The sequence below is a fragment of the Pseudomonas sp. SWRI51 genome (assembly GCF_014268825.1).
Taxonomy (GTDB): Bacteria; Pseudomonadota; Gammaproteobacteria; order Pseudomonadales; family Pseudomonadaceae; genus Aquipseudomonas; species Aquipseudomonas farsensis.
On the sequence record NZ_JABWRG010000005.1, the window covers coordinates 89782 to 109227 of the forward strand.

Annotated in this window: 17 protein-coding genes and 1 tRNA gene; 7 read left to right on the plus strand and 11 right to left on the minus strand. The window is 63.4% G+C overall.

The annotated features are described in order from the left end of the window. Positions 1 to 228: 228 nt before the first annotated feature. A complete protein-coding gene (locus tag HU720_RS03450) occupies positions 229 to 1461 on the plus strand; it encodes a glycosyltransferase family 4 protein (RefSeq protein ID WP_186517255.1) in 1233 nt (410 codons plus the stop codon). On the opposite strand, the gene glp is transcribed toward HU720_RS03450, so the two are convergent. Together glp and moaB are read right to left on the minus strand one after the other, a co-directional pair. After that, positions 1450 to 2637: a gephyrin-like molybdotransferase Glp gene (gene glp / locus HU720_RS03455; RefSeq protein ID WP_186517320.1), complete on the minus strand. Its 1188-nt coding sequence runs from the start codon at positions 2635 to 2637 to the stop codon at positions 1450 to 1452. The two genes, HU720_RS03450 and glp, sit on opposite strands and share 12 nt — an antisense overlap. A gap of 22 nt (positions 2638 to 2659) precedes the next feature. Continuing rightward, positions 2660 to 3199 (minus strand): molybdenum cofactor biosynthesis protein B, encoded by a 540-nt coding sequence (moaB, locus tag HU720_RS03460; RefSeq protein WP_186517257.1) that lies wholly within the window; start codon positions 3197 to 3199, stop codon positions 2660 to 2662. A 164-nt stretch (positions 3200 to 3363) separates the two neighbouring features. Here moaB and HU720_RS03465 point away from each other — a divergent pair, with 164 nt between their 5' ends. Next, the gene (locus HU720_RS03465) at positions 3364 to 3585 is read left to right on the plus strand and encodes a YgdI/YgdR family lipoprotein (protein ID WP_186517259.1); all 222 of its coding nucleotides are present in this window, start codon (positions 3364 to 3366) and stop codon (positions 3583 to 3585) included. Between the two features lie 82 nt (positions 3586 to 3667). Further along, a tRNA-Pro gene (locus HU720_RS03470) sits at positions 3668 to 3744 on the plus strand. 53 nt (positions 3745 to 3797) lie between these two features. Here the strand turns inward: HU720_RS03470 and HU720_RS03475 are convergent. Both HU720_RS03475 and HU720_RS03480 read right to left on the minus strand, forming a co-directional pair. Next, complete coding sequence (locus tag HU720_RS03475) at positions 3798 to 5414, minus strand: methyl-accepting chemotaxis protein (RefSeq protein WP_186517261.1); 1617 nt, start codon at positions 5412 to 5414, stop codon at positions 3798 to 3800. Positions 5415 to 5610: 196 nt separating this feature from the next. Next, complete coding sequence (locus HU720_RS03480) at positions 5611 to 7374, minus strand: ABC transporter transmembrane domain-containing protein (protein ID WP_186517263.1); 1764 nt, start codon at positions 7372 to 7374, stop codon at positions 5611 to 5613. Positions 7375 to 7640: 266 nt separating this feature from the next. Here HU720_RS03480 and HU720_RS03485 point away from each other — a divergent pair, with 266 nt between their 5' ends. Then, positions 7641 to 7814: a PA1571 family protein gene (locus tag HU720_RS03485; protein ID WP_186517265.1), complete on the plus strand. Its 174-nt coding sequence runs from the start codon at positions 7641 to 7643 to the stop codon at positions 7812 to 7814. Positions 7815 to 8185: 371 nt separating this feature from the next. Here the strand turns inward: HU720_RS03485 and pdxB are convergent, their stop codons facing one another. The 3 genes from pdxB to rlmM are packed head-to-tail and all read right to left on the minus strand — an operon-like array spanning position 8186 to position 10740. Next, complete coding sequence (gene pdxB / locus HU720_RS03490) at positions 8186 to 9328, minus strand: 4-phosphoerythronate dehydrogenase PdxB (RefSeq protein WP_186517267.1); 1143 nt, start codon at positions 9326 to 9328, stop codon at positions 8186 to 8188. A 46-nt stretch (positions 9329 to 9374) separates the two neighbouring features. After that, on the minus strand, positions 9375 to 9617 hold the full coding sequence (gene tusA, locus HU720_RS03495) for a sulfurtransferase TusA (RefSeq protein ID WP_186517269.1): 243 nt from the start codon (positions 9615 to 9617) through the stop codon (positions 9375 to 9377). A gap of 58 nt (positions 9618 to 9675) precedes the next feature. Then, on the minus strand, positions 9676 to 10740 hold the full coding sequence (gene rlmM, locus HU720_RS03500; protein WP_186517271.1) for a 23S rRNA (cytidine(2498)-2'-O)-methyltransferase RlmM: 1065 nt from the start codon (positions 10738 to 10740) through the stop codon (positions 9676 to 9678). A 216-nt stretch (positions 10741 to 10956) separates the two neighbouring features. Between rlmM and acnA the strand changes: the two genes are divergently transcribed. The 3 genes from acnA (at position 10957) to HU720_RS03515 (ending at position 16334) form a co-directional block, all read left to right on the plus strand. Further along, entirely contained in the window at positions 10957 to 13707 is a 2751-nt protein-coding gene (acnA, locus tag HU720_RS03505) for an aconitate hydratase AcnA (protein WP_186517273.1), read from the plus strand. Between the two features lie 90 nt (positions 13708 to 13797). Next, positions 13798 to 14574, plus strand: coding sequence for a CPBP family intramembrane glutamic endopeptidase (locus HU720_RS03510; protein ID WP_186517275.1), 777 nt, complete (start codon positions 13798 to 13800; stop codon positions 14572 to 14574). 194 nt (positions 14575 to 14768) lie between these two features. After that, a complete protein-coding gene (locus HU720_RS03515) occupies positions 14769 to 16334 on the plus strand; it encodes a PAS domain-containing methyl-accepting chemotaxis protein (RefSeq protein ID WP_186517277.1) in 1566 nt (521 codons plus the stop codon). A 94-nt stretch (positions 16335 to 16428) separates the two neighbouring features. Here the strand turns inward: HU720_RS03515 and HU720_RS03520 are convergent, their stop codons facing one another. The 4 genes from HU720_RS03520 to HU720_RS03535 all read right to left on the minus strand — a co-directional run bounded on the left by HU720_RS03520 (position 16429) and on the right by HU720_RS03535 (position 19260). Then, a complete protein-coding gene (locus tag HU720_RS03520; protein WP_186517279.1) occupies positions 16429 to 17313 on the minus strand; it encodes a pseudouridine synthase in 885 nt (294 codons plus the stop codon). 52 nt (positions 17314 to 17365) lie between these two features. Beyond that, positions 17366 to 17674, minus strand: a complete 309-nt coding sequence (locus tag HU720_RS03525; protein WP_186517281.1) for a transcriptional regulator — start codon at positions 17672 to 17674, stop codon at positions 17366 to 17368. 68 nt (positions 17675 to 17742) lie between these two features. After that, on the minus strand, positions 17743 to 17979 hold the full coding sequence (locus tag HU720_RS03530) for a glutaredoxin family protein (protein ID WP_186517283.1): 237 nt from the start codon (positions 17977 to 17979) through the stop codon (positions 17743 to 17745). 72 nt (positions 17980 to 18051) lie between these two features. Beyond that, positions 18052 to 19260: an ammonium transporter gene (locus HU720_RS03535; protein ID WP_186517285.1), complete on the minus strand. Its 1209-nt coding sequence runs from the start codon at positions 19258 to 19260 to the stop codon at positions 18052 to 18054. Positions 19261 to 19446 lie beyond the last annotated feature (186 nt).

Sequence of the window (19446 nt, forward strand, 5' to 3'; positions counted from 1 at the left end):
CAATCTCCGTGGGAAAGCCCTACCGCTATCTCGACCACAGGCGACGACCAATTGCTCCCGAGCCAGGAACAAATCTGCTCTCAAGCATAAAACTCCGCATCAACCGCCGCCCCATTCAACCTCAAGCTCGACAGATAATTGGCCCTTAGGAAAAACCTGCGCGCAGAAAGCCATTTTATTGGCTTTACTTAATGACGGTCATCCAACTTGACGCGAGGAAGCGGTGCCATGCGCATACTCTGGACACTGCCTTACCTGCCGTGGCCGACCACCTGCGGCAGCAAGACCCGGCAATATCACCTGCTGCGTGCGCAGGCGCAGCGCGGCCACCGCATCACCTTGCTGGTGCAATCCAAAGTGCCGCTGTCCGACGCCGCACGGGACGCCCTGGAGCCTATGCTCGAACGCCTGATCGTAATCCCGCGCAGGGCCGTGCACAGCCCGCTGAACCTGCTGGCTTCACCGATACTCGATTACCCGATGCGCGCCATCATCAACGGCCTGGCGCCTTGCCTGCGGCACCGCTTCGAACAGTTGCTCGACGAGCCGTGGGATGTAATCCAGATAGAACACAGCTACAGCTTCCAGCCATTCGAACAAGCCCTGCAAACCCGCGGCCTGCCCTACATGCTCACCGAGCACACCCTCGAATCAGTGATGGGCGCCGCCTGCAACGATCGCCTGCCGCTGTGGCTGCGCCCGCTCAACGCCTTCGACCGCTGGCGCTACCGGCGCTGGGAACAGCGCGTGTTGCGCCAGCCCAGCGAACTGGTGGCGGTCAGCGGCCATGACGCGGCGTTGATCGGGCAGATCAGCGGCCGCAAGGTCAACGTGGTGGTCAATGGCGTGGACTGCGCCCATTACCAATGCGTGCAGCCTGCACTGCACAGCCAGCGGCTGCTGTTTGTCGGCAATTTCGAGTACGGCGCCAACCTCGAAGCGCTCGAGTGGGCTCTTGAAGAGATCCTGCCGCAGGTGTGGATGAGCAACCCAGCGGTGCGCCTGGCGATTGCCGGGCATGCGTTGCCGGCCAATTTCAAACTGCACTGGAACGACCCGCGTATCGAATGGGTAGGCTACCGCCCAGACCTGCGTGAGCTGCAGCAGCGCTGCGCGGTGTTTCTGGCGCCTCTACGCTATGCCGGTGGTTCGAAGGTGAAAATCCTCGAAGCCATGGCTGCAGGCATACCCGTGATCACCACCAGCAAAGGGGTTTCCGGCCTTGCCGCCAACCGCGGCGAGCACTACCTGAGTAGTGACGACAGCGGGCAATTGGCGCTGCAGATCACCCAATTGCTCAGCCAGCCTGCGCGCATGGCGCAACTGGGCGAGGCGGGGCGCCAGTTTGCCCGTCAGCACCACGACTGGAGCGTGGCTGCCCAGCAGCTGGAAAGCGTGCATATGCGCCTGGCGCAACTGGCACCTGCCACCGCGCCGGCGCGGGTAGCCCTAGCCAAGTAGCTCGCTGAACGGGATGAACGGCACCAGATCGCCTTCGGCCGGCGTGCTGCCTTCGCGCACTTCGACCACGCCTTCGGCCCAGGCCGCGCTGCGCAGTACCCCGGAACTCTGGTTCTTGTAAATGCGCACGCGGCCCTCTTCGATACGCGCACGCAGGTACTCGCGGCGGTTACCCGCTTTGGGCCAGTCAAAGCCCGCCGGTACATTGAAGCGCAGCGGGGTAACCTCACGCACGCCTTGGCGCCGCAACAGGTAGGGCCTTGCGAGCAGGCCAAAGGTCACCAGCGTCGAGGCCGGGTTACCCGGCAAGCCGATCACCGGGACGCCCTGGTAATGGCCGAAGGTCAGTGGTTTGCCAGGCTTGATGGCCAGCTTCCACAACGCCAGCTCGCCGGCCTCGCGCAGCGCAAGGCCCAGGTAGTCAGCCTCGCCGACCGAAACGCCCCCGGTCGAGAGGATCAGGTCGACATCGCCGAGCCCCGCCAGGCACTGGCGAGTGAGCGCCAGGTCATCGGCCAGAATGCCCGCATCGAGCACTTCGCAGCCCAGGCGCTGCAACCAGCTGACCAACAAGCGACGGTTGCTGTTGTAGATCTGCCCGGGCCCCAACGGCAAGCCGGGCTCGACCAGCTCATCACCGGTAGACAACACTGCAACACGAGGCCGACGGACCACGTCGAGGCTTGCAAAACCAAGGGTTGCAGCCAGGCCCAGTTCAATCGGGCCAAGGCGCGTGCCCGCACTCATCACCGACTCTCCGGCGCGGGTTTCCTGGCCTTTGGGGCGCACGTTGCTGCCGGCCACAAGCGCTTGCACAAAGCGCACGCGGCCATCGTCCAGCACTTCGGCGTTTTCTTGCATCTCGACACAGTCGGCACCTTCAGGCAAAGGGGCGCCGGTGAAGATGCGCGCACAGGTACCGGGCTCAAGCGGTGCGGGTGCATGGCCTGCAAAAATGCGCTGGCTGACCGCCAGCGGCTCGCCCTGCCAGTCGGCCAGACGCAACGCGTAGCCGTCCATGGCGCTGTTCGGCCAAGGCGGCAGATCCAGCCCGGCGACCAGCTCGGCCGCAAGCACTCGGCCCTCGGCGTCGGCCAGCGTAACGGCCTCGGTATCGCGGATGGGCGCGGCCTCAGCCAATGCCAGCAAACGTTCCAGGGCCTCCTCCACCGGCATCAGCGGGCGGCTTTGCGGGGCCTCAGCCACGGCTTTCACAAGCCTCTGCCTGCTTCAGGTGTGGCACGAAATTGCACGGGCGGTGGCGGTTGTCGAGCTGCTCGGCAAGGATGCCATCCCAACCAGTGCGCACTGCATTGGTGGAGCCCGGCAGGCAGCACACCAAGGTGCCGTTGGCCAAGCCCGCCAAGGCGCGTGACTGCACAGTGGAGGTGCCGATATCGGCGACCGAAATGTGGCGGAACAGCTCGCCAAAACCTTCGACCTGTTTGTCGAGCAGGCAGGCAACCGCCTCAGGGGTGCTGTCACGGCCGGTAAAACCCGTGCCGCCGGTGATCAGCACTACCTGTACCTGGTCATCGGCAATCCAGGTCGCCACCTGGGCGCGGATCTTGTAGAGGTCATCCTTGAGCAGCACGCGCGCCGCCAATCGGTGGCCTGCTTCGGTGAGGCGGTCGACGAACACCTGGCCAGAGGTGTCGGTTTCGAACGTGCGGGTGTCACTGACCGTCAGCACGGCGATGTTCAGCGCCACGAAAGGGGTATCTGCCTTGGCTTTCATGAGTTCCGTCACAGGGAAACAATAGGTAGGCTGTTATATCACAGGCCAACCGGGCTGTTGTTGCGGGTCAATGCCGCAGCCCAGCCACTGTGCTGCACTGTGCAAGGAACTTGCGTGGACGCGCCGCGTCTGAATCACATCCGAACCCCCATTGGAGAATCAAGATGATCCCACGGACCTTTTCCGCCTTCCTGCTTGCCCTCGGCCTTGCCACCCTCGCCGGCTGCGCATCGCCTTCTGTCATTACCCTGAACGACGGCCGCGAAATCCAGGCAGTGGACACCCCGTCCTATGACGAGGACTCCGGCTTCTACGAATTCGAGCAGCTCGACGGCAAGCGTACCCGCATCAACAAAGACCAGATTCGCACCGTCAAAGATCTGTAATTCAAGCATTGGTTTTTAGCGCAACTCCTTTTTGCAACAAGGGGTTGCGTTGAAAAAAACCATGCAGTAGCATTTCTGCCATCGGAGTGTAGCGCAGCCAGGTAGCGCGTCTCGTTCGGGACGAGAAGGCCGCAGGTTCGAATCCTGTCTCTCCGACCAATCTGCTGAAAAAGCCCGCTTTGTGCGGGCTTTTTTGTGCCTGCGCCCCGGCCTCAGGCACTGAGCCGCGAGGTCACCTCACCCAACTGCCCCGACAGCCCATGCAGCCGTTGCCCGGCCTGCTCGGTGTGTTGCACGGCCTGCTGGTTGGCGGTGGCAATGCGGGTGATTTCGACCAAGTTGCGCGAAATGTCCTCGGCCACGCTGGTCTGCTCTTCGGCTGCCGTGGCGATCTGCCGGTTCATGTCGCGGATGGCCTCCACCGCCGTGGTGATACGCTGCAGCATCTGCCCGGCCTGCTGCACTTGCTGGGCACCCTCTTCGCTGCGCTGCTGGCCACTTTCGATGGCCTTGACCGCATCCACGGCGCCCGACTGTACCGCGTCGATAATCTGGTTGATCTCGGCAATGGAGGCGGCGGTGCGCTGGGCAAGGCTACGCACCTCATCCGCCACCACGGCAAAGCCACGCCCCGCTTCCCCCGCCCGCGCCGCCTCGATGGCGGCATTGAGCGCCAGCAGGTTGGTCTGCTCGGCAATGCCGCGGATCACTTCAAGCACCTTGCCGATGCGCGTGCTGTCGTTTTCGAGATGGCGGATCACGGCAGCGGTACCGGCGATTTCGCGGTTGACCACGGCGATGATGTCGATGGTCTGCTGCATGACCAACTCGCCGGCCTGGGCGCTGTGATCAGCATCGTCTGCCGCACGCGCAGCCTGCGCGGCATGGCGAGCGACTTCCTGGGCGGTGGCAGACATCTCGTGCATGGCGGTCGCCACCTGGTCGGTGCGCTGGAACTGGTCATGGGTGCCGCTGGCCATGTCACCTGCAATGGTGCGCAGCTGGCCGCTGGCGCTTTCGAGTTCCTCGGCATTGTCCTTCAACCGGCCTACGGTGTCGGCGAGAAAATCGCGCAGGGTGTTGGCAGCACGCGCCAGGCGCCCGAGTTCGTCTTCGCGGCGGCTCTCGACACGGGCGGCAAAGCGGCCCTGGCTAAGCTGCGCCACATAGTCGATCAGCTGGCGGATCGGCTCGATCAGGCTGCGGTTGACCAGCCACAGGCTCAGCAGCGCAACCAGCAACGCAGACCCCAGCATCACCACCACACCCAGCCACACGGTACGCTCGGCGCTTGCATTGATGGCGCCGGCGCGGGCACCCGCGTCGGCGCGCAACTGCTCCACCAGAGCGCTCATCTGCTCGCTGGCGGCCCGATCCACGCCCTTGACCGCCGCATCGCCGGCCACCGGGTCACCGCCTGCGGCGATGAACGCCTGGCGCCCGCGCGCGTAGGCCACGCCCAGCTGGCGGTGGCTGTCCTTTAGCTGCGCAAGCGGGGCCTGCAAGGCCGGGTCGCTGTTGCTGATCAACTGCCCGAGCAACTGCTGCACCTGTTGTTCGCGGGCCTGGAACTGCTGCCAATATTTGTCCAGCTCGGCCGGCTGGCGGCCGCGCAACAGCACGTTCTTCCATTCCTGGACCTGGATCTTGAACTGCAGGTTGGCCTCATCGATCATCTGCGAGGCACGCAGCGGCCCATCCACCAGTTCAGCGTAGCCACGCACACTTGACGTAAGGAACTGGAAACACACCAGGGCAATCAGCAACATGGCCGCCAGGCTGCCGCCGAGCAGGGTGAGAATTTGCACGCGCAGGGATTTACGCAACATCAGACAGGTCTCGGAACAAGGAAATGGAAAGGCGGCACAACGCCGCCTGCAAAGACGTCCTTGTCCTCGTTCGCAGGCAAAAAAAAGCTGCCATCTTGCGATGGCAGCCAGGTCAAGCACACACGCAACAGCTGAGGCAGATACTCTCAGGCAATTGCGACAGAAATGTTACAAAACGGCTACAGCCGGCCTTATTTCAATCGCCATGGCTGTTGAACTGCAACGCGGCCAACCGCGCATACAACGGGCTGCTGTCGATCAGTTCGCGATGGGTTCCCGAGGCCACCAAACGCCCCTGGTCGATGACCGCGATACGGTCGGCGTGCTGTACCGTGGCCAGGCGGTGGGCGATCACCAACGTGGTACGCCCAGCCATCAGTTGCGGCAGTGCCTGCTGAATCAGGTACTCGCTCTGCGCATCGAGGGCGCTAGTGGCCTCGTCCAGCAACAGGATTGGCGCGTCCACAAGCAGTGCCCGGGCAATCGCCAGGCGTTGGCGCTGGCCACCGGACAAGCCGATACCGCCCTCGCCCAACAGCGTCTGGTACCCCTGCGGCAGTTGCTCGATGAACGCGTGGGCATGGGCACTGCGCGCCGCGGCTTCGACCTGCGCGAGGGTCGCATCGGGCCGGCCATAGCGAATGTTGGTCTCAACAGTGCCACGGAACAACGCCGGTTGTTGCGCCACCAGGGCAAACTGCGCACGCAGGGCTGCGGGGGTTATCTCGCTGATGGCCTGGCCATCGAGCAGGATGCTGCCGGCCTGCGGGTCGTAGAAGCGCAGCAGCAGGTCGAACAGGGTCGATTTACCTGCACCGGACGGGCCCACCAGCGCCACGGTCTGCCCAGGCTCCACGCGCAGGCTGAGGCCGTCGATAGCAGCATGCTCGGGGCGCGATGGGTAGGCAAAGCGGACCTCGCGCAGCTCAAGTGCGCCACTGGCACGCGCCATCGGCAACGGCGCGGCCGGCGCAAGGATTGCGCTGCGCGCGGCCAGCAGCTCAGCGATACGCTCGGCAGCGCCGGCAGCCCGTTGCAACTCGCCGATCACCTCGCTCAGCGTGCCAAATGCGCTGCCGACGATCAGGCTGTAGAACACGAACGCTGCCAGCTCACCGCCCGACAAGCGCCCGCCGATCACATCCATGCCGCCGACCCAGAGCATCACCGCCACCGCGCCAAGCACCAGCACAATCACCAGGGTGATCAGCCAGGCGCGCTGGGCAATGCGCTTGCGCGCCACCGCAAAGGCAGCTTCCACGGTGTCGCCAAACAGCATCCGGTCGCGCGCTTGGTGGTTATAGGCCTGTACGGTCTTGATCTGGCCGAGGGTTTCGGCCACATAACTGCCCACGTCGGCGACCCGGTCCTGGCTCTGCCGCGAGAGGCTGCGCACCCGCCTGCCGAAAAGCAGGATCGGCGCCAGTACCAACGGCAGCGCCAGCACCACGATGCTGGTCAGCTTGGGGTTGGTGATGAACAGCACGATCACCCCGCCAACCACCATCAGTGCATTGCGCAGGAACATCGACAGTGACGAGCCGATCACCGACTGCAAAAGCGTGGTATCGGCAGTCAGCCGCGACTGGATCTCGGAGCTGCGGTTGTCCTCGAAAAACCCGGGGTGCAGGCTGAGCAGATGATCGAACACGGCGCGGCGAATGTCGGCCACGCAACGCTCACCGATCCACGACACCAGGTAGAACCGCGCAAAAGTGCCCACGGCAAGCGCCAACACCAGTAGCATGAACAACCCCAACGTCTGGTTGAGCTGGTGCGCAGAGCCGGTCATGAAGCCTTGGTCGACCAACAGGCGGATACCCTGGCCCATGGACAACGTGATCGCCGCAGTGACCACCAGCGCCAGCAAGGCCAACAGGGCCTGGCGCCGATAAGGGCGAATGAACTGCCAGCCCAGGCGCAAGGCCAGGCGCTGACGAGAAGAAACCGGATCGGGCATGGCAACGGGTATCGGCAGGGAAAGAATGCCTAGCCTACCACTCGTCTCGCCTGCGGGAACTCATGGGCAGGCAAAGCCGTCGGACCACTACGCCAGTTGCACTGAAATGCCGGCATCAGCACCTATGACCATTCGTTCTAACTGGCCACTGGAGCTTTGCCGCGGTTTCTGGTGGACTGTAGGTGTCGTGGCACTCCGGCAGCTGTCACAGGCCAGTCACGGCGCGGCGTTATCTTCAAAGCTTGAACCTGATGAGGAGACAGGACATGAGCCTGCAACACAGCAACCAAGACAGCAACAGCACAAAACGCGCACAACCGCCGGTAACCGGCGCGATCATCGATGCCCAGGGTCGTGAAGTGCCCATCACTGAGCAGATGATCCAGGAAGCCTGCAAAGAGCTCGAAGCGAGCCGGGTGAAAAAAGTCCAGAAGGGCTGAAAGTCTGATTTCATTGCAACCCGGCGCATGCGCCGGGTTTTTATTGGGCGCTGGAAACTGCCCGCTGGGACCCGATGCCCGCCACTCAGGCCCGGCACCGCGCTGCATAGGCTTGCTCCGGCCTCATCGCAGGCTGTCGCCAGCTCCCACAGGGATCTGGGTTGCCGCTATATCGATACCGTTTACGCGGCCGTTGTAGGAGCGGCCTTGTGTCGCGAAAGGGCTGCGTAGCGGCCCCAGCGATATCAGGGGGTGTGCAAATCTTGGGAGCGCTTCGCACCCCTTTCGCGACACAAGGCCGCTCCTACACGGGACCGCATCGTTTGTTTATTTTGCTGCGATGGGGCCAGAACAAGCTTGCACAGTGAACGCTACCCCTGCACTGCTCCCAACGCGCTAAGCAGTTGCGCCAACTGCGGCGACTCACCGCGAAGGCGTACCGCCAACCCTTCTATTTCGCGGCGCACCGGGTAGTGCTTGCGCAACTGGTCGAACGCGGCACGCTGCTGTGCAGGGTCGTTGCTCAGGCTGCGACGAAAATCTGCGTCGTCACGGCGCGGGTCGTACACCGCACGGCACAGCGTGGCCAAAGCCCAGGCCGGGTCGGCGTCGGCATGCAGTTCAATCTGCGCCAGGGCCGGCGCCGGCAGCAGGTCGGCCAAGTGCACCCGCTCTGCTTCACCGAGCACGCGGCACAGCGCCTGGTAGATCTGCGCAGTACCGCGCTGGCGGCCATCGAGGCTGTACCCGGCAATATGCGGGGTGGCCAGGGTGCACAGGTCGGCCAGTTGCAGGTCAACCTGCGGCTCGCCCTCCCACACATCGAGCACCGCGTGCACATCATCGCGTTCGAGCAGCAGCGCGCGCAGGGCGGCGTTGTCCACGACCGGGCCACGGCTGGCGTTGATCAGCCAGGCGCCTGGGCGCAGGCGCGCCAGGCGCTGTTCATCGAGCAGGTGCCAGGTGGGATGCTCGCCACCGCGCTGCAGCGGCGTGTGCAGGCTGACCACATCGCTTTGCTCAAGCAGTGTGTCGAGGCTGACGTAGTCACCGCCCTCGCCCGCCGCCCGCAGCGGGTCACACACCAGTACCTTCCAGCCCAGGCCGCGCAACACACGCACCAGGCGCCCGCCCACCTCACCTGCGCCCACTACGCCATATACCCGCTGGTTCAGCGCCACGCCGTCGAGCTCGGCCAGGGTCAGCAGGCTGCCAAGTACATAGTCGACCACGCCGCGGGCGTTGCAGCCCGGGGCACTGCTCCACTGGATACCGGCCTGGTTGAAGTAGTCGAGGTCGAGGTGGTCGGTACCGATGGTGCAGGTGCCCACGAAGCGCACCTGGCTACCCTGCAGCAGTTGCCGGCCGACGCGGGTGACCGAGCGCACCAGCAGCACGTCGGCATCCCTGACGCAGGCGGCGTCGATGGCCCGGCCTGGGTAGCGACGAATTTCGCCGAACCCTGCAAAGAAGGCATCGAGCAGCGGGATGTTTTCGTCGGCAACTATCAGCATGGCGCTCTCCTGTCTGGGGAGCGCAGTGTAGCGCGATGCAGACGGCTCAGTCGGCCTTCTTGCGGATCCAGTACAGGTAGGTGCCGGCCTCTTCCTGCTGGCCCACCAGTTCGTGGCCGAGGAAGTTGCAGAACTTGGGGATGTCGCGGCGTGTCGAGGGGTCGGTGGCAATCACCTTGAGCAGGCCGCCGGCAGCCAGGTCGCGCACGTGTTGATGCAGCATCATCACAGGCTCCGGGCAGTTCAGGCCGGTGGCATCGAGAATGGCATCAGGGGTGAAGTCGGTCATGGCAGGTTCCGGTGTTTTTGGGCATGAACAAATGGCTCAGGCGGCGTTGAAAGCAATTTCAGCGCGGCTTGAGGTCCAGCCTGCGCAGGTGGCAGGTCACTTCTTCGCGGTCGTGGTAGAGCTGTTTGCAGGCAATCGACACCTTGACCTTGCGCGCCTTGAAGCCTTCCTCGATGCGATCGAGCAGCTTGCGCACTTCGGCATAGCGCTGCTTCATAGGCAGTTTGAGGTTGACCACTGCCTCGCGGCACAGGCCCTCGCCCAGCCAGGTTTCGATCAGCGCAGCCGACCGCGCCGGCTTCTCGACGATGTCGCAGACCATCCAGTCCACGGTCTGCCGGGGTTTCCAGGTGAACCCGTCAGCCATCAGGTGTTGCACCAGCCCCGTGTCCATCAGGCTTTCGGCCATCGGGCCGTTGTCGATGGCAGTGACCAGCATGCCGCGCTTGACCAGTTGGTAGGTCCAGCCGCCCGGCGAGGCGCCGAGGTCGACCCCGGTCATGTCGTCATTCAGGCGTTGCTCCCACTGCTCGCGCGGGATGAACTGGTGCCAGGCCTCTTCAAGCTTCAAAGTGGAACGGCTAGGCGCCTCGCGGGGGAACTTCAGGCGCGGGATGCCCATCGGCCACAGCGCCGAATTGTTCGCCTGGGCAAGGCCGAGAAACACCTGCCGGCCACTGATGAAGGTCAGCAGCAGGCGCGGCCGGCTGGCATCGTCGACCAAGCGGCCGGCCTTTTCCAGCGCCTTGCGCAGCGGCACTTCGAACTTGCGGCAGAAGGTCGAAAGCTCCTTGCCGTCGTTGGTATCGAGCACTTCCAGCCACAGGCTGCCAAACACCGGCAGTTCGGCCAAGTGCTCGAGCAACACACTGATACGGTCGGTTTCTGGCAGTTCGACATAACTGCCACGGGCCCACTGGCGCGGGAAGATCAGCTGCGCGAAGCGCCGCTCATGCATCAGGCGCTCGGCGCCACCAGGCGCGGTGCAGACGAATTCGGCGCAGGCGCTCTGCGGCTTGCCCTTGGCATAGCCGGCCACACCCAACAGGGCCGCATGTTCGCTGATTTCGGCGCAGACCTCGCCCTCGAAGCCGGGCCGGCAATGCATGAACAGGGTATTCATTTCTCACTCCACATCACTGACGCAGACGGCGCCAGGGCGGCGAATGATAAAGGAAGTTCGGAACTGCCACACGCCCCCTTGGTCCAGAAAAGAGTCGGGGCCGGCAAACCGGACTAACCTGACCTTTCTGCCAGGCCCGTACCGTGCGGGCCTTTCATAGCGGTGGCGCCGTCTCGCCAAGCACCTGCCGGGCCGCCGGAGCACAAGGAGTTGTACATGCCCTCGCTCGATAGCCTGAATACCCTGAATACCCTGAAGACGCTGAAGGTCGCCGACCGCACCTATCATTACTTCAGCCTGACCGAAGCCGCCCGGCAGTTGGGCGACCTGCAGCGCCTGCCAATGTCGCTGAAAGTGCTGCTGGAAAACCTGCTGCGCTGGGAGGACGGCAAGACCGTCAGCGCCGACGACCTGAAGGCGTTGGCCGGCTGGCTGGGCGAGCGACGCTGCGATCGCGAGATCCAGTACCGCCCGGCACGAGTGCTGATGCAGGACTTTACCGGCGTGCCCGCGGTGGTCGACCTTGCCGCCATGCGCGCCGCCATGCAAAAGGCGGGCGGCGACCCGCAGCGGATCAACCCGATGTCGCCGGTGGACCTTGTGATCGATCACTCGGTAATGGTGGACCGTTACGCCACCCCCGCCGCCTTTGCCGAAAACGTCGACATCGAAATGCAGCGCAACGGCGAGCGCTATGCGTTCCTGCGCTGGGGCCAAAGCGCCTTTGATAATTTCCGCGTGGTGCCGCCGGGCACCGGCATCTGCCACCAGGTCAACCTTGAGTATCTGGGCCGCACGGTCTGGAGCCGCGAAGAAGACGGGCGCACCTATGTATTCCCCGACACCCTGGTCGGCACCGACTCGCACACCACCATGATCAACGGCCTTGGCGTACTCGGCTGGGGCGTCGGCGGCATCGAGGCAGAGGCCGCCATGCTGGGCCAGCCGGTGTCGATGCTGATCCCCGAAGTGGTCGGCTTCAAGCTGACCGGCAAGCTGCGCGAGGGCATCACGGCCACCGACCTGGTGCTGACAGTGACGCAGATGCTGCGCAAGAAAGGCGTGGTGGGCAAGTTCGTCGAGTTCTACGGTGATGGCCTGGCCACGCTGCCACTGGCCGACCGCGCCACGCTGGCCAACATGGCGCCGGAATACGGCGCCACGTGCGGGTTCTTCCCCGTCGATGAGGTCACCCTCGATTACTTGCGCCTGTCCGGGCGCCCCGCCGAGACCGTGCAACTGGTCGAGGCCTACTGCAAGGAACAGGGCCTGTGGCGCCTGCCTGGCCAGGAGCCGCTGTTCAGTGACAGCCTGGCGCTGGACATGGGCGAAGTCGAAGCCAGCCTCGCCGGCCCCAAACGCCCGCAAGACCGCGTAGCACTGGGCAAGGTCAGCCAGGCTTTCGACCAGTTCATCGAACTGCAACCCAAGCCCCTGGCCAAAGAAGTCGGCCGGCTGGAAAGCGAAGGCGGCGGCGGTGTGGCAGTCGGCAACGCGGACCTTGCAGGCGAGGTCGATTATGCCCACCAAGGCGCCCCCCACACTTTGCGCGATGGCGCCGTGGTCATCGCCGCGATTACCTCATGCACCAATACGTCCAACCCAAGCGTGATGATGGCTGCGGGGCTGGTGGCAAAAAAGGCCGTCGAGAAAGGCCTGCAGCGCAAGCCTTGGGTCAAGACGTCACTGGCGCCAGGCTCGAAGGTTGTCACCGAGTACTTCCAGGCTGCCGGGCTGACACCTTATCTGGACCAGCTTGGCTTCGACCTGGTGGGCTATGGTTGCACCACATGTATCGGCAACTCCGGCCCGCTCGATGAAGCCATCGAGACCGCGATCGCCAGCGCAGACCTGACCGTGGCCTCGGTGCTGTCAGGCAATCGCAACTTCGAAGGCCGCGTGCACCCGCTGGTGAAGACCAACTGGCTGGCATCCCCGCCGCTGGTGGTCGCCTATGCCCTGGCCGGCACCGTGCGCGTGGACCTGAGCCAGGATGCCCTTGGCACCGACAAGCACGGCCAACCGGTCTACCTGCGGGACATCTGGCCTAGCCAGCAGGAAATCGCCGACGCCGTGGCGAATGTCGATACCGCCATGTTCCACAAGGAATACGCAGAAGTATTCGAAGGTGATGCGCAGTGGCAGGCCATTGAGGTGCCACAGGCGGCGACCTATGTCTGGCAGGACGATTCCACGTACATCCAGCACCCGCCGTTCTTTGACGACATCGCCAGCCCGCCGCAGGCAATCACCGATATCGAGGGTGCGCGCATTCTTGCCCTGCTCGGCGATTCGGTGACCACCGACCATATTTCACCTGCGGGCAATATCAAGGCCGACAGCCCCGCCGGCCGTTACCTGCGCAGCAAAGGGGTCGAGCCACGCGACTTCAACTCCTATGGCTCGCGGCGCGGCAACCATGAGGTGATGATGCGCGGCACTTTCGCCAACATCCGTATCCGCAACGAAATGCTCGGTGGCGAAGAAGGTGGCAACACCGTGCATGTGCCCAGCGGCGAGACGTTGTCGATCTACGACGCAGCCATGCGCTATCAGCAGGAAGGCACGCCGCTGGTGGTGATCGCGGGGCAGGAGTACGGCACAGGCTCAAGCCGCGACTGGGCGGCAAAAGGTACCAACCTGCTTGGGGTGAAGGCGGTGCTGGCTGAAAGTTTTGAGCGCATCCACCGCTCCAACCTGGTGGGCATGGGTGTACTGCCACTGCAGTTCAAGGCTGGTGATGACCGCAAGCGCCTGGCCTTGACCGGGCGCGAGCGGATCGATGTGCTGGGGCTTTCCGGCAAGCAGATCCGCCCCGGCGCCAGCCTGACGCTGCGCATCACCCGTGAAGACGGCCAGCAACAGAGCATCGAGGTGCTGTGCCGGATCGACACCCTTAACGAAGTGGAATACTTCAAGTCGGGGGGAATCCTGCACTATGTACTGCGCCAACTGATAGCAGCCTAATACGACTCCTTCGGCTCCCCAGCGAGCCGTCCCGGATGCCTTGGGCGATGTCGAGCACATCGCCTGAGGCCCTGCATCCTAGGAGTCGTAATGTCCGTGCCCTACTGGATAGCCTTGTTCTTCCTGAGCCTCGGCTTAGCCTTGGGCCTCAGCTACGGCAGCATCGAGCTAGCAGTACTACCCGCCCTGAGCGGGCTGGTATGCGCGGCTGTGCTGGTGCGCTGCGAAGCGTACTGGCAGCGTACAGTGGGCCATGTGATGTTCTGCGGGCTTGCCATCACGCTGCTAATGGATTTTGCGCCGGGCTTGAACAGCGCCACGGCCATTGCTGATGTCGTGCAGAGCGAGGGCGCATCACCCCTGACCATGCGCATGAGCCTCGACAAGCCGCTACTCGGCCTATGGGTACTGCTGGCCTGCTCGTGGGTAGTAGTACTACGTCGCAAAGGCGTGCTGATGACACTCGCAGTCATCCGCCCACTCACCGCACTGGCCTGCCTGGGCGGCGCCTGGGTGCTGGGGCTGATCGCCTGGGCACCGAACTGGCCGGACCACAACCTATTCTGGCTGCTCATCAAGCTGCCGCTGGTGGTGCTCACCGCAGAATTACTGTTCCGCGCCTATATTCAAGGCGGCCTCGAACGTCTGTTGAAGCACAAGGGCCTGGCGCTGGGCATCTCGGCTTTGCTGTTCGGGCTGTCGAACCTGGGCGCGGGCTGGCAATGGTTCTGCCTATCAACGGCGGAGGGCGTGGGCTACGGCCTTGCCTACCGTTACAGCGGGTTGCTGGTGGCGGTCTGGTGCCATCTATTCGTTCAGGTGATGCACTTTGTCGCGTTCGCCTACCCCATGCTGGCCCCCACCTGAACAATGGGTCATGATCTGGGCAAAGCGTCATTTATCTTCAATGAATCGGTAACACAGGCCGGTCTTGGCCTTGCCCGCGTTTAACCTAAACCCCGTCATACCATTTTGCCCTAGGTCAAAGCCCACCAAATATCCATTCAATAAAACCTGATGCTTGCCGATAGCAATTCAAAGCCTCGCGGATCGAAAAACCAATGCGTAACAACCAGCCGATTACCCAGAGAGAACGGACTTTCCCTGCCCAGCAGCGGTTGATCTCCACCACCAACGCCAAAGGCGTGGTGACCTATTGCAATGACGCGTTCATCGAGATCAGCGGTTTTTCCCGCGAGGAGCTCACCGGCGCGCCGCACAATCTTGTGCGCCACCCAGATGTGCCGCCTGCCGTGTTCGCCCATATGTGGCAAACCCTCAAGCAAGGTTTGCCATGGATGGGTATCGTCAAGAACCGCTGCAAGTCAGGCGACCATTACTGGGTCAACGCCTACGTCACCCCGATTTTCGACAATAACCAGGTGGTGGGCTACGAGTCGGTGCGGGTCAAACCCACCGCCGAGCAGATTCGCCGTGCTGAAGCGCTGTACCAGCGCATCAACCAGGGCAAGTCGGCCATCCCGCGCCGTGACAAATGGCTGCCGGTGCTGCAGGACTGGCTGCCGTTCATTCTGGTCAGCCAAATCGGCTTCCTGATCGGCAACTGGCTCGGCCACTCCTGGGGCTTCGCCCTGGCTGCCGGCCTGTCGGTACCCTTGGGCCTGCTGGGCCTTGGCTGGCAGCAACGCGGCCTCAAGCGCCTGCTGCGCCTGGCCGAGCAGACCACCTCCGACCCGCTGATCGCACAGATGTACACCGACAGCCGTGGGGTGCAGGCTCGCCTGGAAATGGCCATGCTCAGCCAGGACGCTCGCATGAAGACCTGCCTGACCCGCCTGCAGGACAGCGCCGAACACCTGAGCGATCAGGCTCGCCAGTCCGACACCCTCGCCCACCAGAGTTCCTCGGGCCTGGAGCGTCAGCGAGTGGAGACCGAGCAGGTCGCAGCCGCCGTCAACCAGATGGCCGCCACCACGCAGGAAGTGGCCAACCACGTGCAGCGCACTGCCGACGCTACCCAAGAAGCCAATCGCCTGACCAGCCAGGGCCGCAACATTGCCGGCGAAACCCGCGACGCCATCGAGCGGCTGTCTGCGGCTGTGGGCGAGACCGGCCTGACCGTGACGCAGCTGGCCAAGGACAGCGACGAGATCGGCGGCGTGGTCGATGTGATCAAAGGCATCGCCGACCAGACCAACCTGCTGGCGCTCAACGCTGCCATCGAAGCCGCGCGTGCGGGTGAGATGGGCCGTGGTTTTGCCGTGGTGGCCGATGAAGTGCGCCAACTGGCGCAGCGCACCGCAGAATCCACCGGGCAGATCCACACCTTGATCGCCAAGCTGCAACAGACCGCCAACAACGCGGTACAAACCATGCAGACTGGCCACCGCCAGGCTCAGGAAGGCGTTGAACGGGTCATGGAAGCCGACCAGGCGTTGGTGGGCATCAGTGAAGCGGTCGCCAACATTACCGACATGGCGACGCAGATTGCTGCCGCCACCGAGGAGCAGACTGCGGTAGCGGATGAAATCAGCCGCAACATTGCCACCATTGCTGATCTGGCAGACGAAACCGCAGGCCAGGCGCAGCGTTCGGCACTGCTTAGCGAAGAACTGACCAGCACCGCCGGCACTCAGTATTCGTTAGTGGAACGCTTCAACCGCTAATCTGCGCTTGAGTTGAGTTGGCGCCGGCTGCGCCCGGTGTTCGCGGCGCAAGGCCGCCCCTTCAGGAGATCATTGCCTGTAGAGGCGGCCCGGTTCACCACTGCAGGGTCAGCCTGCTTTCGAAATAACGCTCCTCACCACTTAGCGGGTCGGTAAAGCGCAAGCTCTGCGCCAGCAGCTTGAGTGGCCGGGCGTAATCATCTTGCTCATCCAATAGATGCGGGTAGAACGGGTCGTTGCAGATGCCGGCACCCAGCGCCGCCATGTGCACGCGCAACTGGTGGGTCTTGCCGGTTACCGGCGACAGGCCATAGCGCCACAGGTCGCCGTTTTTTTCCAGCACGCAGGCATGGGTTTCGCTGTTCTCGCTGCCCGGCACCTCGTGCATGCGGAAAAACGGCTCGCCGTGCACCAACCGGCTGCGGTGCACCAGCGGGAACTCGTGCTGCGCCATGGCAGCGGCAATGGCTTGGTAGCGCTTGTCGATGCGCCGCTCCGGGAACAAACGCTGGTACGCCCCCCGGGTTTCGGGATTGGCGGAGAACAGCACCAGCCCTGCGGTATGCCGGTCTATGCGGTGCAACGGCACCAAGTGCGGGTTATCCAGGCGGCGGATCAGGCGGCGCAGCAAGGTCTGCTCGACGTACTCGCCGGTTGGCGTCACCGGCAGAAAATGCGGCTTGTCAGCGACTACCAGATGCTCGTCGGCATGCAGGATGGTTTCCTGCACCGGAATAGGCTTCTCGTTAGCAACCTCACGGAAGTAGTGCAGCCGCATACCCGGCCGATAGGCAAGGGTTGCGGCAACAGCCTGGCCTTGAGCGTCCAGCACCCGTCCACGGGCAAAACGGTCGAGCCATTGCTCGCGGCCGATGGCCTTGAAGTGATCGCACAGGCAATCGAGCACCGTCGCCCAGTTGCCAGGCGGCAGGCATACAGTGCTGGCTTGCTGGCGGGCAGGGTCAAAAGGCGTGGTCATCAGTGCGCTCGGCTGGTCGATAGGCCGCGCATTATCCCCTACCCCGGGCCCCTCAACCAGCCTCGCAGGCCGGTTCGCAACGCGCCTTGAGCCAACGCAGCACCTGCACCGCCTCCCAGCGGCCGGGGTCGTACAGGGCGTAGCTAAGCCCTTGGTAACCCACCACGTCGAGCGGGCGATGGAAACCGGCGCGCTGGAACAGCGCCTCGATTTCAGCGAAGCAGGTATTGAAGTGCACCTTGCCGAACGGGGTTTGGTCATCGGTGACGATGCCGTCGAGGCGTAGTTCCAGCACGGCCTCGCACACACGCTCCGGGGCCATGTGGTTGATGCTGTACTTGAGTTGCTCGACATTGAGCATGGCTTCACCTCGATACTGTATTTATATACAGCATACGGAGCGAGCCACACCTGCGTCAATGCACAAGGTCAGCCCAGAAAAGCCACCACCTGCTCGGCGTCGAACGGCCAGTAAAGCTCAGCGCCACTGTCGCAGCGGCGCAGCACGGGAATCTGCAGGCCGTAGCGCTCGAACAAGCGTTCGTCTTCGGCGATGTCCACCAGTTCGACCAGCAGGCCGTGGTCGACGAACGGCATCAGCACAGCTTCGGCCACTTCGCACAAATGGCACCCGAGGGTGCCGAACAGCTGGCATTCAGGGAGCATGGCAAAACCCGATAATCGCAGGAACGGATGCTTATTCTAGGTCTGCACACGCCATCGTGCACCTGCGCTGGATCAATCCTGGCTGGTAGCGCCAATGCGGTGCAGCGACAGGTCCGCACCCTGGAATTCCTGCTCATGGCTCAGGCGCAGGCCAAGCACCGCCCTGATCACGCCGTACACCATGAAACCACCCAACAGCGCTACCAGCACGCCGGCCAGGCTGCCCAGCAACTGGCTGACCATGCTGACGCCGCCCATGCCGCCCAGCCCCACCTTGCCAAAAATGCCACAGGCGATACCGCCCCAAACCCCGCAGAGCCCGTGCAGGGGCCACACACCTAGCACGTCGTCGATTTTCCAGCGGTTCTGCGCAGCCGTGAAGCACCAGACAAACAACCCGCCCGCCACCAAGCCGGTGAACAGAGCGCCAACCGGGTGCATCACGTCGGAGCCGGCGCAGATCGCCACCAGCCCCGCCAGCGGGCCGTTGTGCAAGAAGCCTGGGTCATTGCGCCCGGCCAGCAGCGCCGAAAGCGTGCCACCGACCATGGCCAGCAACGAGTTGATGGCCACCAAGCCACTGACCCCCTGCAGGGTTTGCGCGCTCATCACGTTGAAGCCGAACCAGCCAATGATCAGGATCCACGACCCCAGGGCCAGGAACGGAATGCTCGACGGCGCAAAGGCGACCAGCCGCCCATCACGATAGCGCCCGCGCCGCGCGCCCAGCAGCAACACTGCTGCCAGCGCCAGCCAGCCGCCCATGGCGTGCACTACCACGGAGCCTGCAAAGTCATGGAATGGCGCGCCGAAACGCGCTTGCAACCACGCCTGCAGGCCGAAATTGCCGTTCCACACAACCCCTTCGAAGAATGGGTAGATGAAAGCCACTATCAAGGCCGTGGCGCACAACTGCGGGACAAAGCGGGCACGCTCGGCAATCCCCCCGGAAATGATCGCCGGGATGGCCGCCGCGAAGGTCAGCAAAAAGAAGCATTTGACCAGCGCATAGCCGTGATCGCTGGCGAGGGTTGCGGCAGGGGCGAAAAAATTCACGCCGTAGGCGATCCAGTAACCGATGAAGAAGTACACCAACGCCGAGATGGCAAAATCGCTGAGGATCTTCGACAGCGCATTGACCTGGTTCTTGTGCCGTACGGTGCCGACTTCCAGAAAGGCGAAGCCTGCATGCATCGCCAGCACCAGAATGGCGCCCATGAGGATGAACAGGGTGTTTGAGCCGTGGACCAACGAGTCCATCGCGCTATGCATGTTTTCCATGTAGAGGCAGACCTGCAAAAAGGCACCATGACAGTTCAAGTACCCGCATCCATGCACCGAATCAGTGCCAGGCCCCTAGCCCTTCTCAGTGAGGGTGGCGGCGCCTGCGTGGTTTTTTCTTGGGTTTGTCGTGGATTGGGTTAAGGTTTGACGGTGTTTGCGCAAGGCGTGCACGTTTTCGGCGCA

Excerpts from the sequence above, each read along its gene's own strand:
- HU720_RS03450 (WP_186517255.1), top strand. The coding sequence starts at position 229 with ATGCGCATACTCTGGACACTGCCTTACCTGCCGTGGCCGACCACCTGC.
- glp (WP_186517320.1), bottom strand. The coding sequence starts at position 2,637 with ATGCCGGTGGAGGAGGCCCTGGAACGTTTGCTGGCATTGGCTGAGGCC.
- moaB (WP_186517257.1), bottom strand. The coding sequence starts at position 3,199 with ATGAAAGCCAAGGCAGATACCCCTTTCGTGGCGCTGAACATCGCCGTG.
- HU720_RS03465 (WP_186517259.1), top strand. The coding sequence starts at position 3,364 with ATGATCCCACGGACCTTTTCCGCCTTCCTGCTTGCCCTCGGCCTTGCC.
- HU720_RS03475 (WP_186517261.1), bottom strand. The coding sequence starts at position 5,414 with ATGTTGCGTAAATCCCTGCGCGTGCAAATTCTCACCCTGCTCGGCGGC.
- HU720_RS03480 (WP_186517263.1), bottom strand. The coding sequence starts at position 7,374 with ATGCCCGATCCGGTTTCTTCTCGTCAGCGCCTGGCCTTGCGCCTGGGC.
- HU720_RS03485 (WP_186517265.1), top strand. The coding sequence starts at position 7,641 with ATGAGCCTGCAACACAGCAACCAAGACAGCAACAGCACAAAACGCGCA.
- pdxB (WP_186517267.1), bottom strand. The coding sequence starts at position 9,328 with ATGCTGATAGTTGCCGACGAAAACATCCCGCTGCTCGATGCCTTCTTT.
- tusA (WP_186517269.1), bottom strand. The coding sequence starts at position 9,617 with ATGACCGACTTCACCCCTGATGCCATTCTCGATGCCACCGGCCTGAAC.
- rlmM (WP_186517271.1), bottom strand. The coding sequence starts at position 10,740 with ATGAATACCCTGTTCATGCATTGCCGGCCCGGCTTCGAGGGCGAGGTC.
- acnA (WP_186517273.1), top strand. The coding sequence starts at position 10,957 with ATGCCCTCGCTCGATAGCCTGAATACCCTGAATACCCTGAAGACGCTG.
- HU720_RS03510 (WP_186517275.1), top strand. The coding sequence starts at position 13,798 with ATGTCCGTGCCCTACTGGATAGCCTTGTTCTTCCTGAGCCTCGGCTTA.
- HU720_RS03515 (WP_186517277.1), top strand. The coding sequence starts at position 14,769 with ATGCGTAACAACCAGCCGATTACCCAGAGAGAACGGACTTTCCCTGCC.
- HU720_RS03520 (WP_186517279.1), bottom strand. The coding sequence starts at position 17,313 with ATGACCACGCCTTTTGACCCTGCCCGCCAGCAAGCCAGCACTGTATGC.
- HU720_RS03525 (WP_186517281.1), bottom strand. The coding sequence starts at position 17,674 with ATGCTCAATGTCGAGCAACTCAAGTACAGCATCAACCACATGGCCCCG.
- HU720_RS03530 (WP_186517283.1), bottom strand. The coding sequence starts at position 17,979 with ATGCTCCCTGAATGCCAGCTGTTCGGCACCCTCGGGTGCCATTTGTGC.
- HU720_RS03535 (WP_186517285.1), bottom strand. The coding sequence starts at position 19,260 with ATGGAAAACATGCATAGCGCGATGGACTCGTTGGTCCACGGCTCAAAC.